Origin of the sequence: Pedobacter changchengzhani (assembly GCF_004354365.1) — a bacterium.
GTDB classification, from domain to species: Bacteria; Bacteroidota; Bacteroidia; order Sphingobacteriales; family Sphingobacteriaceae; genus Pedobacter; species Pedobacter changchengzhani.
In genome coordinates this window covers 22,714-36,165 of sequence record NZ_SJCY01000011.1, presented here as the reverse complement: position 1 = coordinate 36,165, position 13,452 = coordinate 22,714, and the positions used below count along the sequence as shown (strand labels likewise).

Here is a 13,452-nt window from a genome sequence, read left to right as displayed (position 1 = left end):
GAAGGTTGATTTTAACAATTGCAATACTTAAAATTGAATTTTATTAAACTTTTAATCATAAAAATTCCAGCTTACTCCAAATTTTAAAAACTTATCGGGCATTGGATATCTATTTACCGTGTAGTAGCCGTTGGCCGATAAACCCTGATTGATGTAATCGTATTTTAGAAAAAGGTTTGCACGTTTTAAGTTTGCTTTTATAAATACGTCAATTACGGGCTCAGATTTAAAAGTAACCGCATCGCCCACATAAAACTGCGCAATGCCCGGCGAGTACGAATAAGCCAAATAACTGGTGTTGTACCTTACATCGAAACCAATATTTGTTTTTAGCACTTTAAAAAAAACCTGATCAAAATAAATACTATTATAAGTGTAAACTTCTGGCGTTCTTAGTATTTGTTTGTTATCGTTTTTTTGATAAGCAACATAATTTTCCATTACGAACTTACCGAACCTCCATTTTTTCCAAATATCAATCTTTAACAAACTTATATCGGCAGTTTCTTGCATCGGCATGATGGAGTTTATACCATTTTTATCGAAGTACAAAAAATTACTAGTAAGCACATATTTTGCGCCAGCATTTAAGTTTAGCTTATCATTAATATAGTTGAAAGATAAATTGGCAATTTTTGTGTTTTTAAAATTATTATCCCATCGGTAATGATTGCCATTGTAGTGGTTAAAAAGTTCATCGGGAGATTTATTTTGCAAATAAGCACCCAACTGAATTCTACCAAATGTTTTGCTTAAGGCAATATTACTTTTTGCTTCGTATAAAAAATCGCCAGCATTTCTACCTTGAAATATTTGTTGTATATCTACATTAAGATCAACCTTACTGCTTAGGCGATAACCCGCAGCACCCAATAAAGTTAAATTTTGAAAAGTTATACTTCTATTTTCATATTTACTGCCGTCGCTTCTAATGCCTAAATTTTCGTAGTTGTAATAATCATGCCGAATACCTACATCAACTTTTAACTCGTTTTTAATAACGGTAGAATTTTTAGCCCTTAAAAAAAAGCTATACATAAACTCATTTTTTAGATGCTTTACGCTTGTAGAATCATTGGTAAAGATAGAGTCAATTCGCAAATCATTTTTTAACAAAGCCTTGGGCAAAACGCCATATACATCAGGCTCATTTTTAGAAAAATCGTAAGTATCGCTATCATATTCGAAAGTATGGGTTACTTTATTAGTAGGCAAAACGTTACTGTTGGCACCCGAAGTAGAATCTATCCGACCGACATAATAAGTTTGTTTTAGAAAAAACAGATTCTTTCGATAAACATTTTTAGCTGTATTCAGTCTAATTCTTTCTGATTGCCTATCTATCTGTTGTGTATTTGGAGAAAAAATACTATCATTCAATACCGAACCATTTTCATAAGCCCTTAAATTATTAAATATGGCCGAAGCCCATAAATTATAGCGTTTACTGCTAGATTGATACCATGAAAATACGGCTACATTTAAATTATCGCCTCTTTGGTTGATGTACTGCCCTCTAGAATCTGCGCGATTAAAATTAACGCCTAAATTTAAGTTTTTATTAATATTCTGTGTGTGTATTGCTTTAAAAACCTGTTCTGTTTTTCCTGCGCTTACAAAGTATAAATTTGTAAAAGGTGCTCTGGCCCTGTAAAAAAGTATATCTTCTGGATAAAGCGAATACGGATCTAAAGCATGAAAACCTGCATTAAAACCAATCGTTTTTGTTGGCTCATAAAGTAAATTTTTAGATGCCAAACCCATCACACCGGTATAAATATAAGGGTGCATTGGTTGCAAAAGCGGACTATAATTTTGAATATTTACCGTAGATGTATCAAGAGGCAATAGCACAATGCTATCTTTTGTTAGCGAAAGTTTGGTAAATCTTATAAATTTAGCGGTGTAAACTACCGAGTCTTTTGCGCCTTCTTCCTTTTTACGTAGCGAATCCAACTCCTTGTTATCGCCAACACCAATTTTTAAATCTTGCGCTAGCACTTGGTTTCCTATTAAAAGGAAAAAGATTAAATAACATGCTTTTAAAAACTTTTGCATTTACAGTTGGGCAATTAATCGCGTTAAAATTTCGGTCATTTTGGGTTCTGCCTGCGCTGCAGTTTCTAAAATCTCATCCAAATTAAAAGGTTGCAAATCTTCAGGAAAACCTTCATCAGTTAAAACGGATATAGCAAATACGGGCAAACCGGCGTGGTTGGCTACAATTACTTCGGGCACGGTACTCATACCAACGGCGTCTGCGCCAATTAATCGTAAATATTTATATTCTGCTTTGGTTTCTAAATTTGGGCCAGAAACAGCTACATAAACGCCTTTATGGCACTTTACATCTACATCTTTTGCAATTTCTAAAGCTTTAGCTATAATAGAACGTTTATAGGGTTCGCTCATATCAGGGAAACGAGGGCCTAAATCGCTAGAAATTAAACCACGAAGTGGATTTTCTGGTTGCAGATTGATGTGATCGGAGATAATCATTAAATCTCCTTTTTTAAATTCGGGATTTAAGGAACCTGCAGCATTCGAAACCATTAAAGTTGTTATGCCCAAGCCTTTTAAAACACGAACAGGAAAAGTAATTTGCTCCATACTATAACCTTCGTAATAATGTAATCGGCCTTGCATGGCAACAATTTTTTTGCCGTTTAACGTTCCGAAAATTAATTTACCGCTATGAAACTCTAAAGTAGAAATCGGGAAATTTGGAATATTAGAATACATTAACTGAAATTCAACCTCAATTTCATTAACCAATCCACCCAATCCGGTGCCTAAAATAATGCCAACTTCTGGTTTAAAGTTTTCAGTTTTACGCTTTAAATACTCAACGGTTTCTTCTATAGCTATTAACATATTTCAAAATAAGTTCGTTAAAGATAACTTTATCCTTTTCGAATAAATCTACTTCAATGGGTAAATAATAAGTTGGCAAATTTAACAGTAAATCTTCAAATTCGTTAATCTTTAAACGTTTGCTATCCTTTTCTGTTGTGATGATGATTTTTTGCAAAAATTTAGACTGATTAAAATTAGATTTTAGTTGTTCAATATCATTTCTACTAAACACATAATGATCGGCAAATTTATGATGGTTTATGCTTTCGCTGTACGTACGTAAATGGTTTAACAATGGCTTTGGATTGGCAATGCCGGTAAGCAAAAATATTTCGAAACCTTTAATCGATGCTAATTCGATGCTTTCATCCTTAAAAATATGTTGCAAATTATCATACTTCAAAAAAGAATGTACTACCTGTTGATTGGGTAACGGTTTCAGTTTTTTTACAGATTCTTGCTCGGCTTGTTCCGTTATCGGGATGGGCGATTTTGTAACCATCAACACATCGGCTCTTTTACGCGATGAAAAAACATCTCTCAAATTTCCTGCGGGAAGCATCAGCTGAAATTCCCTTAATTTTTGAAACTCAAACAGCAAAATATTTAACCCTGCGCTAACTGCCCGATGTTGAAAAGCATCATCTAAAATAATTAAATCGTGAGTTGTTTTTAACTGCCTAATGCCCGCAACTCTATCCTCACAAACAGCAGCGGTTACATTTTTAAATTTTTGGAAGTATTGTAAAGGCTCATCGCCAATACTTTCTGCGGTTGCATTTTCATCAGCTAAAATAAACCCTTTAGTCTTCCTACCGTATCCCCTACTCAAAATTGCTACTTTATAATTGCTTAACAGGCGCACTAAATATTCGGTTGTAGGCGTTTTACCCGAACCACCAACAGCCAAATTCCCTACACAAATTATAGGCAAATCAAATTCCACGCTGTTGAAAATATGCCAATCGTAAAATTTATTGCGTATAACGATTACGAATCCATAAACGAACGAAAAAGGGAAAAGTAAAAGTCGCAGGTATTTGAGCATGTGCCTCAAAAATACAGATTATTTAAAAAAGAACAGCACAAGAATATTTATCGGTGATATTTACAACTTGGCAGGTTTTGCCACGGAAACACGGAACACACGGAAAAGAGGTTGGCTAAGATTGATCTTGAATTTAATAGGCAACATAATATTTTGGGGAGGCGTCATTCCCGCGCAGGCGGGAATCGTAATGCAAAAAAAAGACTGCTACATTAGTTCCTACCAAAGCATTAAGATGCCCTTCCGATAGTTATCGGAACAAGCTGAGCATGACGATGCCATTAATTCAATCCTTTTACCTTTTTTTCTTATTGTTTTCACACAGCTTCAAAAACACCTAATAATTCGTTATAATTGTTAAAAAATAAGATTAGTCAAATGGCAAATAGAGAACGTTTAAAAGTAGGACAAGGTGAAATTAGCGGATACTTATCAATTTTTTTAGGAGTACTGGTAATGTTAAGCGTTTTATGTTTTAGGTATCCTGAACGATTAACAACACCAGAATTTAGAGAAGTTTACACCAAGAGCACGGCAGAAGCATTGATGATTTTTGGGGTAATTAGTTCGTTCTTCTTTGCTTTATTGAGCTTATTACTGAGCAAAAAAATAAAATGGGCTTTAATTGGCTCATCAATTACTGGCTTAGCCATTGTACTTGGCGCCCTTACTTTAAAAGGTACCGATGTTGCAAAAAGCAATTGGCATTTCGGTTTAGATTGGATGATTTTGGATTTGCTTTTGATGGTTGCCATCTTCGTTCCGTTAGAATTATTCTTCCCTAAAAATGATAAACAAACCAAATTTCACGAAGAATGGCGCACCGATTTAACCTATTTTGTAATTAGCCATTTATTTATACAGTTTTTCGGTATTGTTACTCAAAAACCCGCTGTATTGTTTTTCGGATGGATCGGGTTAGAAAATCTTCACGCTTGGGTGCAAGGCTTACCCTTTGTAGTAGCATTATTTTTGGCATTCTTCAGCACGGATTTATTTCAATATTGGGCACACCGCTTTTTTCATACACGGGTTTCGCTATGGCGTTTCCACTCCATACATCATTCTACACAAAATATGGATTGGTTAGCAGGCAGTAGAACACACTTTATCGATATATTTTTTACACGTGCAATGACCTTTATTCCGTTGTATATTTTAGGATTTTCGCCACTTGTGTTTAACATTTACATCATTTTTATTGCGATACACGCCGTTTTAATTCACGCCAATACGCGTATTAATTTTGGTCCGATAAAATATATTTTTACCACACCTCAATACCATCATTGGCACCATTGCGAAGACCCTAAATATTACGGACACAATTTCGCATCTATATTTCCATTTATTGATATGATTTTCGGAACGTATTATTTACCCAAAAATGAATGGCCTGCGGGCACAGGTGTGCACGAAGGATCTTACCCAAAAGGTTTTATAAAACAATCCATTTATCCCTTTACAAAAAGCCCTTTTGATACCGATTTGAAAATGGAAGAGCGAAGTGATAGGTAGGATTTTGAGTTTTGCCCGATAAAGCAATTTTATCAATTGTACAAAAACTAAATAACCTAAACAATCGTAATTAGAATGTGTTAACTTAGTTTAGTTTTAATTTCAATACATGATTGATGCGGATGTAATTATTATTGGAGGTGGTTTGGCAGGCTTAGTGAGTGCAATCCATTTACGAAAAGAAGGAAAATCTGTTATTTTAATCGAAAAAGATGCCTATCCGCACCATAAAGTTTGCGGCGAATACATTTCTAATGAGGTGCTACCCTATTTGGATGATCTTGATGTTAATCCATCTGTTTTACAGCCAACACGTTTAAAAAACTTTGAAATGACTACGCCAAATAGTGCAGTTATCCATTCGGGTCTGCCATTGGGCGGGTTTGGCATAAGCAGGTTTGCACTAGATCATTTTTTAATGAAAAAAGCATTAGAAAATGGTGCTTCAATACTAACTGATACGGTACTTGATGTAAATTATGACGGAAGTATTTTTAACGTAATCACAAAAAACCAAATCTATAAAAGTAAACTGGTAATTGGTGCTTATGGAAAAAGATCTACATTGGATGTAAAACTAAACAGAACATTTATTCAACAAAAATCATCTTGGTTAGCCGTTAAAGCACATTATTCTGGAAATTTCCCGAATGATTTAGTTGCACTTCATCATTTTAAAGGTGGTTATTGTGGGGTGTCAAAAGTAGAAGATAACTTAATCAACATTTGTTATTTGGTTAATTATGCTTCATTTAAAAAGTATAAAAACATACAAGAGCATCAAAAAAAAGTATTGTATAAAAATGCGCATCTAAAATCAATTTTAGAAAACTGCACCATGCAATTTGATGCTCCACTTACCATTAGCCAAATTTCTTTTGAGAAGAAGGAAAGTGTAAAAAATCATATTTTAATGGTTGGCGATACGGCTGGATTAATTCATCCGCTGTGCGGTAACGGAATGGGAATGGCCATACACGGTGCAAAAATTGCAAGCACATTAATTGTTAACTACCTTAATGGCGAAATTTCTTCGCTAACACAACTAGAAAAACAGTACACCAACGAATGGAAATTAAATTTCAAATCGAGATTAAAAACAGGATCGTTACTTTCGGGTTTACTTAGAAAGGAAAAACTTGCTAATTTTTTAATTAATTTGATTGCTAAATTGCCATTTCTTTTGCCAATAATCATTAAAAAAACACACGGAAAACCTATAAGTCTAAATTAAATGCCGAATACGAAAGAAAGAAGTGATGAACCCGAATTAATGGACGATTTTGCACTTGAAGGCGAAACCCTGAGGGAAGCGCTGGATAAAATTGCAAGTATAAATACGTTTTTGGGCGGAAACAAAGTTACCCTAAATGGTGTTAAAAGTTTAATTAATGGCTGCGATGCTGAACAAAACATTACCATTGCCGATATTGGTTGCGGCAATGGCGATATGCTGAGAGCGCTTGCAGATTATGCCACTAAAAACAGTTTAAATTTTACCCTAATTGGTGTAGATGCAAATGCCTACACCATTAAACATGCAGAAAGTTTATCTCTAAATTATAAAAATATTAGTTACCAATGTGTTGATATTTTTGGGGATGAATTTAAAGCCGAAGTGATTGATATTTTTGTTTGTACATTAACACTTCATCATTTTAAAGATGATGAAATTTTGAACTTGGTAAAGTATTTTCATGATAAAGCTAAAATTGGCGTGGTTATAAATGATCTGCACCGTAGCAATTTGGCGTATTATTTATTCGAAGTAATTTGTTTTGTATTCAGGTTAAATTCTATGTCGAGGCAGGATGGATTGGTGTCTATTTTAAGAGGATTTAAAAAAGCAGATCTTGTTCGATATTCAAAAAAATTAAATTTTAAAAGTTTCAGCATACATTGGAAATGGGCTTTTCGCTACCAGTGGATTATAAAATCAACATGAGCGTAAAAATAAAAACGGTTAGCAAGGCGATGCCAGCATATAGCCGCAATACAGACGAGATTATTCCATTCTTAGATGCTTGGTTGTACGATCAGGATGAACGTTTTATTCGTAAAGTGAAGAAAATTTTCGAGAATGCAGCGGTTGATAAAAGATATTCTTTCATGTCGCCAGAGGAAGTGTTTAGCAATGTTTCTTTTGAAGAACGGAACAAAATTTACATTCGCGAAGGCATAAAACTTGGCACTAAATGTTTGAGCGATGCTTTGGAAAAAGCTGATTGGAAGCCAGAAGATATTGATTTTTTAATCACCGTAAGTTGCACTGGGATTATGATTCCCTCATTAGATGCTTATTTGATTAACAAATTAAAACTCCGCCAAGATGTAGTGCGCTTGCCGGTTACGGAAATGGGTTGCGCTGCTGGTGTTTCGGGCATTATTTATGCGAAAAACTTTTTAAAAGCAAATCCTGGAAAACGTGCTGCCGTTGTTGCTGTCGAATCGCCAACATCTACTTTTCAATTAAACGATTTCTCGATGACAAACATTGTTAGTGCTGCAATTTTTGGAGATGGCGCCGCTTGTGTACTTTTATCATCAAACGAAGAGGATGAAGGACCAGAAATTGTTGCCGAAGAAATGTACCATTTTTACGATGCCGAAGAAATGATGGGTTTCGACCTAACCAATACTGGCTTAAAAATGGTATTGGATATTGAAGTACCAAATAAAATAGAGGCACATTTTCCCGATATTTTACATCCGTTTTTAGCGAAACAAAACCTAACAATTGAAGATATTAACCATTTAATTTTTCACCCCGGAGGCAAAAAAATTGTACAAATGGTAGAAAGTTTATTTGGTGCGTTAGGGAAAAATATAAACGATACCAAAGAAGTTTTACGCCTTTATGGCAACATGAGCAGCGCAACGGTGCTTTATGTTTTAGAACGGTTTTTAGATGCTAAACCCGCGAAAGGCGAGCGAGGTTTAATGTTGAGTTTTGGCCCAGGTTTTTCTGCACAAAGGGTATTATTAGAATGGTAAAATGAATGCTCAAGAAATTATATCGCTTCTACCCTATTCAAAACCATTTCTTTTTGTTGATGAAATAGAGAAAATTGATGAAAATGGAGTTGTTGGGAACTTTACCTTCCAACCCGAACTGGATTTTTATCGAGGTCATTTTAAAGATTATCCGGTTACGCCGGGCGTGATTCTAACGGAAACCATGGCACAAATTGGTTTAGTTTGTTTGGGCATTTATTTATTAGCTGAGGAGGAATTTGTAGGCCAAGTGGCGATGACTTCATCGAACGTAGAATTTTTAAAACCCGTTTTCCCGGGCGAAAAAGTAACGGTAACTTCCGAAAAAGTTTATTTTCGTTTTAATAAATTGAAGTGTAAAGTGCTGATGCAAAACGAAAAAGGAGAAAAAGTTTGTGAAGCAGAAATGGCGGGGATGTTTTTGAAAGTTTAGTTTCATAGTTATTTCAGGAAAAGATGGTCTATGGGCAGTAAAAATGAGGTATTTTATTGTCCTTGCCGGACGGGCTCTTTTCTTTTTGATGTCAAAAAGAAACAAAAAACACCGGCTGAAAATTTTTGTACTAAAGTTAGTGCGAAGGGTTGGGCACTGCATCCCCAAAACCGAGCACCTTATGCGAGCTCATGAATGCAATTAAAAAACAATAAACGCTAATAAATAAATTTATTAGGCCGGATTTAGGCGGAACGGAGATGCACTGCTTAGACTTAGCAGGGCGTAAATAGTGAGAGCTTTAAACCAGTCAATCGAAACGGGATAATATCCCTCATCAGTAAAAATAGAATTAGAACGTATAATCATCAATATGAGTTTAAAACGCTAGCATGGATAACAATAGAGTTGTAATTACAGGATTGGGTGTGGTTTCGCCAAATGGTATTGGTTTGGATAATTTCCTCCATGCCATAAAAAACGGAATTTCTGGAATTCGGCATCAACAACTGTTAGCAGATTTAAAATTCTCTTGTCAGATTGCTGGTTTACCAGAAATTACACCAGAAATTACCGCGCAATATTTAACCCCATTACAATTGCGAAGTTTTAACAGCATGGGTATTTTGTATGGCGTAATTGCCGGAATGGATGCTTGGAAAGATGCTGGATTAACCATAAACGAAACAGACGAACCTTATTGGGATTATGGAATGGTGTTTGGCGCAGGCACTTCGGGCATCGATCGCTTTAGAGAAGCCATTTATACCATTGATAAACTAGAAATTAGAAAATTAGGAAGTACAGTTGTTGCGCAAACGATGAACAGCGGTGTGAGTGCCTATCTATCAGGAAAAATTGGATTGGGCAATCGAATTTCGACCAATTCATCGGCTTGCTGTACCGGCACAGAAAGTTTATTAATGGCTTACGAACAAATAAAAAGTGGACAAGCAAGCATCATTTTAGCAGGCGCAACAAGCGACAGTGGCCCTTACATTTGGGGCGGTTTCGATGGCATGAAAGTTTGCACTTATAAAAATAATGAAACGCCAACGCAAGGTTCTCGACCAATGAGCGCAACCGCAAGTGGTTTTGTACCGGGAAGTGGCGCAGGTGCTTTTGTGGTCGAATCTTTAAGTCATGCGAAAGCCCGCGGCGCAAAAATTTATGCAGAAGTGCTTGGTGGTTATGCAAACTCTGGCGGTCAGCGGGGTGCAGGAACCATGACAGCCCCGAACTCTGTTGCGGTACAGAAATGTATTTCACAAGCATTAGAATGTGCGAAAGTTACCGCCGATGAAATTGATGTCATTAATGGCCACTTAACCGCAACTGCGATGGATGCCACAGAAATTAAAAACTGGACGATTGCCTTAAATAGAAAAGGGAAAAATTTTCCATATATAAATGCTTTGAAAGGTATGACAGGCCATTGTTTAACGGCTTCTGGTGCGATAGAATGTGTTGCTTCGGTTTTACAGATTAAGCACGATTTCCTTTTTCCAAATGTAAATTGTGAAGATTTGAACCCCGAAATAGCCGAGCTGATTGACACAGAAAAAATCCCGCAAAGCTATAAGTCGCAAAAAATTAATACCTTGATTAAAGCAAGCTTTGGTTTTGGCGATTTAAACGCCGCCATTGTTTTAAAAAAATATACCGACTAATGACTAACGAAGAAATCATAAACAAGCTGAAACCCATTATTGTAACCTACGCTCCCGCTTCTGAGTCGTTAGATAATTTAAACGAAAATTCTGATTTCATCAAAGATTTGAACATCAATTCGGCCAATTTGGTTGATATTGTTTTAGATGTGGAAGAAGAATTTGGAATTACCATCGACAATGAATCCATGGAAAAAATGCTGACTGTTAAAGCATCAATAGATGTAATTTCTGCGAAGCTACAAGCTAAATGATCGGCAACGATTTAGTCGATTTAACCTTAGCTAAAACGGAAAGCAATTGGCGCAGGAAGGGTTATTTAAATAAAATTTTCACGATTGCTGAGCAGGAGATCATTCTTTCTGCTGCTAAACCCGATGAAATGGTTTGGACCTTTTGGAGCATGAAAGAAGCAGCGTATAAAATCCATAACCGTAAAACTGGCGTCCGGAATTTTGCCCCAACTAAATTGGCTTGTTGGGTTGAGTTTGCGGGAAATAACATTACAGGTTTTGTGCGGATTGATGAGGTGATTTATTTTACAGAAACTTCGATTTTTAGCGATTACATTCATACGATTGCTGGATGTTGTTTCGAGCAACTACCTGAAATTAAAACCTCAATTTACGAATGGCCGAATAACGAGTTTGATTATAAAAAATTAGGTGCGGGTTGTGTGAGTCATCATGGGCGGTTTTTAGCGTTGGTTTATTGAGGGAAGCGTAAGATGAATAAGATTGGGCATTCGAAATCTTTTATGTACAGTGGTATTATGTTTAATTTTGTTTTCCTTTAAATCCTTCTTGACAATTTAGTTCTTTTAGGATATTCAATAATGTTAAATCAGACAGATGGCAAAAAAAACATGGAAAATACCGGTGTGGTTAATTTGTTGAGAGATTGGCGTAGGAAACCTAAATTAATAAAAAAAAACCAAAAAAATCAAAAACACTGAACCCAAAGCGCCACAGAAAGGAAAAAGCCTTCCTTTAATTGGAATGTTTATCAAAATCAATCATCTTTGTAAAAAATTAACTTCCCTCAATGGAACTACATTATATATGGGTTAAAAATTCTGGATATCTAAGTCAGGCAGGAATTAATCTTTCAGCAAGATTTGTTTTTGAGATGGTTGAATTGGAAAATAAAAATCAACAAGGAGACTTCTTATTAAAAATATCCGTTAACCCCAATTTTATCCCAGATTTTTTTGATAAAAAAAATGTTTCGAATGTCACAGCAATAATTGGAAAGAACGGTGCTGGTAAGTCCAGTATCCTAAAATATATTAAATCAAACCTCCCAGAAGGTCTGCAAGCTGGTTTAATGTATGATTTATTTTGCTATTCGTTTAAGGAAAAGGAAAGCGAAGTTGAATCTTTCCGTGTCGTTATTCCAGATGGTATGGAAATTAAAGTATTTGATGAAACAAAGTTGTTTTCTAAAGAGGGCTATGGTGGAAACACATCTCTTAGGTTTGAATCTAAGCTATCGGATGTAGATTATATAAATTATTCATATTTTCTTGAATTAAACGAAGATATGGTCGATTGGGGAGGATTGATTAATATTTCTACAGCTTCTTTACTACTTAAGGGGCGAAAAAGAATTTTTGAAGAGAGGTATACGGAAAGCGCAAGATTAGAACTCTTATCTCAAACCAGCGATCTTGAAAATTTAAATCTAGATGAAGTAGCCCGTGCTATACAGCTTCTAGGTATGGAAGGGCTTCAACTCCCATTTTCAAAACCCAAAGAACTTACCATTGAAATAAATATTAACGAAAGGATTTTTTTTGAAAATAATCGGAGCCAAAAGGCAGTTGAAACCTTATTAGATGATTTGACAAGTGCAAATACTTGGCATAATCCAAAGGAAGGCTTTTTAAATAACCTGTTATTCGCGATCTTGGTTAATTTTCTAATAGATGATAAAAAATATTCCGTAAATAATCCGACTAATTATTCAGTTCCTTACAAGAAAAATGAAAATGTTCAAGAATACATTCTGCGTTTTTTTTCAGGAATGGCAGACTATCGTTTTGAATACGAGAACATGGAAGTTAGTGTTTCAAGGTATAAGGAGCTATCTTTTTTGGTCAAAGAATTTTACGAGTTCTTTAAAGATCTAATAGCAAAAGGAACGATCAGGATAGGTGAAGGTAGCACGTCATTTACTATCCCATTAAATGATAAATCAGATGTGGTTTTTTCGAAGTTCCGGGCGTTCTATTTAAAGGTCAAGGGCATTGGCTCATTTTTTAACTTTAAGTGGCGGTCTCTAAGCACAGGTGAGCAATCTTATCTCTCATTTATGTCGAGGTTTTATCAAGTCAAGTTTCATGGGCATCATGATCTTAAAGATAATCTAGTCATCATGATTGATGAGGGAGATGCTTGTTATCATCCAGAGTGGCAAAGAAAATTTTTCAATGAATCCCTAAATTATCTTAGCAATTTATTTAGTGATAAAAATATTCAATTGATCTATACTGCTAATACACCGTTTCTATCTTCAGATCTTCCAAAATCTCATGTGCTCTTTATCGAAAAGAAAGAAAAAGATGTTTCAATTTTCCATTCGAAAAATAATAATCGTGAAGAGACCTTTGCAGCAAATATTCATAGTCTTTTTTCAGACTCTTTTTATCTTGATGGAATTTTGATTGGAGAATTTGCAAAAAACAAACTCGACAATATTATTAAATTTTTAAGAAATGAAGATTCATTTTATCCAAATGATGCTTATAAAAAGACTATTGATATAATTGGTGAACCTGTTCTCCGTAGAAAGTTACAAGACATGTGGTTTGAAAAGTTTGGATTAGAGGAAGAATTAATTGCCTTACAAAAGCGAATGGATGAGATACAAAAGTTAAAATTAAAGAATAGAAGGAAAAGGGGCTTAAAATGATCAGATGTCAACATAGCTTA

General features: G+C 35.2%; 12 protein-coding genes. 9 read left to right on the top strand and 3 right to left on the bottom strand.

Features of this window, described 5'->3' with window-relative positions:
- Nucleotides 1-51: 51 nt before the first annotated feature.
- Genes EZJ43_RS14225 through lpxK form a run of 3 tightly spaced genes read right to left on the bottom strand, consistent with a single transcriptional unit; the run spans nucleotide 52 to nucleotide 3,904 of the window.
- Nucleotides 52-2,058, bottom strand: coding sequence for a putative porin (locus tag EZJ43_RS14225; protein WP_133263386.1), 2,007 nt, complete (start codon nucleotides 2,056-2,058; stop codon nucleotides 52-54).
- Nucleotides 2,059-2,874, bottom strand: a complete 816-nt coding sequence (locus tag EZJ43_RS14220; protein WP_133263385.1) for a purine-nucleoside phosphorylase — start codon at nucleotides 2,872-2,874, stop codon at nucleotides 2,059-2,061.
- Nucleotides 2,846-3,904 (bottom strand): tetraacyldisaccharide 4'-kinase, encoded by a 1,059-nt coding sequence (gene lpxK, locus EZJ43_RS14215; RefSeq protein WP_133263384.1) that lies wholly within the window; start codon nucleotides 3,902-3,904, stop codon nucleotides 2,846-2,848. Before lpxK ends, EZJ43_RS14220 begins: the two co-directional genes overlap by 29 nt.
- Before the next feature lie 378 nt (nucleotides 3,905-4,282).
- On the opposite strand from lpxK, the gene EZJ43_RS14210 reads away from it, so the two are divergent.
- From EZJ43_RS14210 to EZJ43_RS14170, 9 genes are all read left to right on the top strand, one after another.
- The gene (locus tag EZJ43_RS14210) at nucleotides 4,283-5,422 is read left to right on the top strand and encodes a sterol desaturase family protein (RefSeq protein WP_133263383.1); all 1,140 of its coding nucleotides are present in this window, start codon (nucleotides 4,283-4,285) and stop codon (nucleotides 5,420-5,422) included.
- Nucleotides 5,423-5,531: 109 nt separating this feature from the next.
- Nucleotides 5,532-6,656, top strand: a complete 1,125-nt coding sequence (locus tag EZJ43_RS14205; protein WP_133263382.1) for an NAD(P)/FAD-dependent oxidoreductase — start codon at nucleotides 5,532-5,534, stop codon at nucleotides 6,654-6,656.
- Nucleotides 6,657-7,367: a methyltransferase domain-containing protein gene (locus tag EZJ43_RS14200; protein ID WP_133263381.1), complete on the top strand. Its 711-nt coding sequence runs from the start codon at nucleotides 6,657-6,659 to the stop codon at nucleotides 7,365-7,367.
- Nucleotides 7,364-8,416, top strand: coding sequence for a type III polyketide synthase (locus EZJ43_RS14195; protein WP_133263380.1), 1,053 nt, complete (start codon nucleotides 7,364-7,366; stop codon nucleotides 8,414-8,416). Before EZJ43_RS14200 ends, EZJ43_RS14195 begins: the two co-directional genes overlap by 4 nt.
- 1 nt (nucleotide 8,417) lies before the next feature.
- Nucleotides 8,418-8,849, top strand: coding sequence for a 3-hydroxyacyl-ACP dehydratase FabZ family protein (locus EZJ43_RS14190; protein WP_133263379.1), 432 nt, complete (start codon nucleotides 8,418-8,420; stop codon nucleotides 8,847-8,849).
- A gap of 392 nt (nucleotides 8,850-9,241) precedes the next feature.
- Entirely contained in the window at nucleotides 9,242-10,519 is a 1,278-nt protein-coding gene (locus tag EZJ43_RS14185; RefSeq protein ID WP_133263378.1) for a beta-ketoacyl-[acyl-carrier-protein] synthase family protein, read from the top strand.
- On the top strand, nucleotides 10,519-10,773 hold the full coding sequence (locus EZJ43_RS14180; protein WP_133263377.1) for an acyl carrier protein: 255 nt from the start codon (nucleotides 10,519-10,521) through the stop codon (nucleotides 10,771-10,773). The genes EZJ43_RS14185 and EZJ43_RS14180 overlap by 1 nt, the downstream gene beginning before the upstream one ends.
- Entirely contained in the window at nucleotides 10,770-11,234 is a 465-nt protein-coding gene (locus EZJ43_RS14175) for a 4'-phosphopantetheinyl transferase family protein (RefSeq protein WP_133263376.1), read from the top strand. The genes EZJ43_RS14180 and EZJ43_RS14175 overlap by 4 nt, the downstream gene beginning before the upstream one ends.
- Before the next feature lie 329 nt (nucleotides 11,235-11,563).
- Nucleotides 11,564-13,432 (top strand): AAA family ATPase, encoded by a 1,869-nt coding sequence (locus tag EZJ43_RS14170; protein ID WP_133263375.1) that lies wholly within the window; start codon nucleotides 11,564-11,566, stop codon nucleotides 13,430-13,432.
- Nucleotides 13,433-13,452 lie beyond the last annotated feature (20 nt).

What these genes read in the sequence shown, in the direction of transcription:
- EZJ43_RS14190 (WP_133263379.1), top strand. Translation starts at nt 8,418, where the DNA reads ATGAATGCTCAAGAAATTATATCGCTTCTACCCTATTCAAAACCATTT.
- EZJ43_RS14195 (WP_133263380.1), top strand. Translation starts at nt 7,364, where the DNA reads ATGAGCGTAAAAATAAAAACGGTTAGCAAGGCGATGCCAGCATATAGC.
- EZJ43_RS14170 (WP_133263375.1), top strand. Translation starts at nt 11,564, where the DNA reads ATGGAACTACATTATATATGGGTTAAAAATTCTGGATATCTAAGTCAG.
- EZJ43_RS14210 (WP_133263383.1), top strand. Translation starts at nt 4,283, where the DNA reads ATGGCAAATAGAGAACGTTTAAAAGTAGGACAAGGTGAAATTAGCGGA.
- EZJ43_RS14185 (WP_133263378.1), top strand. Translation starts at nt 9,242, where the DNA reads ATGGATAACAATAGAGTTGTAATTACAGGATTGGGTGTGGTTTCGCCA.
- EZJ43_RS14225 (WP_133263386.1), bottom strand. Translation starts at nt 2,058, where the DNA reads ATGCAAAAGTTTTTAAAAGCATGTTATTTAATCTTTTTCCTTTTAATA.
- EZJ43_RS14200 (WP_133263381.1), top strand. Translation starts at nt 6,657, where the DNA reads ATGCCGAATACGAAAGAAAGAAGTGATGAACCCGAATTAATGGACGAT.
- lpxK (WP_133263384.1), bottom strand. Translation starts at nt 3,904, where the DNA reads ATGCTCAAATACCTGCGACTTTTACTTTTCCCTTTTTCGTTCGTTTAT.
- EZJ43_RS14205 (WP_133263382.1), top strand. Translation starts at nt 5,532, where the DNA reads ATGATTGATGCGGATGTAATTATTATTGGAGGTGGTTTGGCAGGCTTA.
- EZJ43_RS14180 (WP_133263377.1), top strand. Translation starts at nt 10,519, where the DNA reads ATGACTAACGAAGAAATCATAAACAAGCTGAAACCCATTATTGTAACC.
- EZJ43_RS14220 (WP_133263385.1), bottom strand. Translation starts at nt 2,874, where the DNA reads ATGTTAATAGCTATAGAAGAAACCGTTGAGTATTTAAAGCGTAAAACT.
- EZJ43_RS14175 (WP_133263376.1), top strand. Translation starts at nt 10,770, where the DNA reads ATGATCGGCAACGATTTAGTCGATTTAACCTTAGCTAAAACGGAAAGC.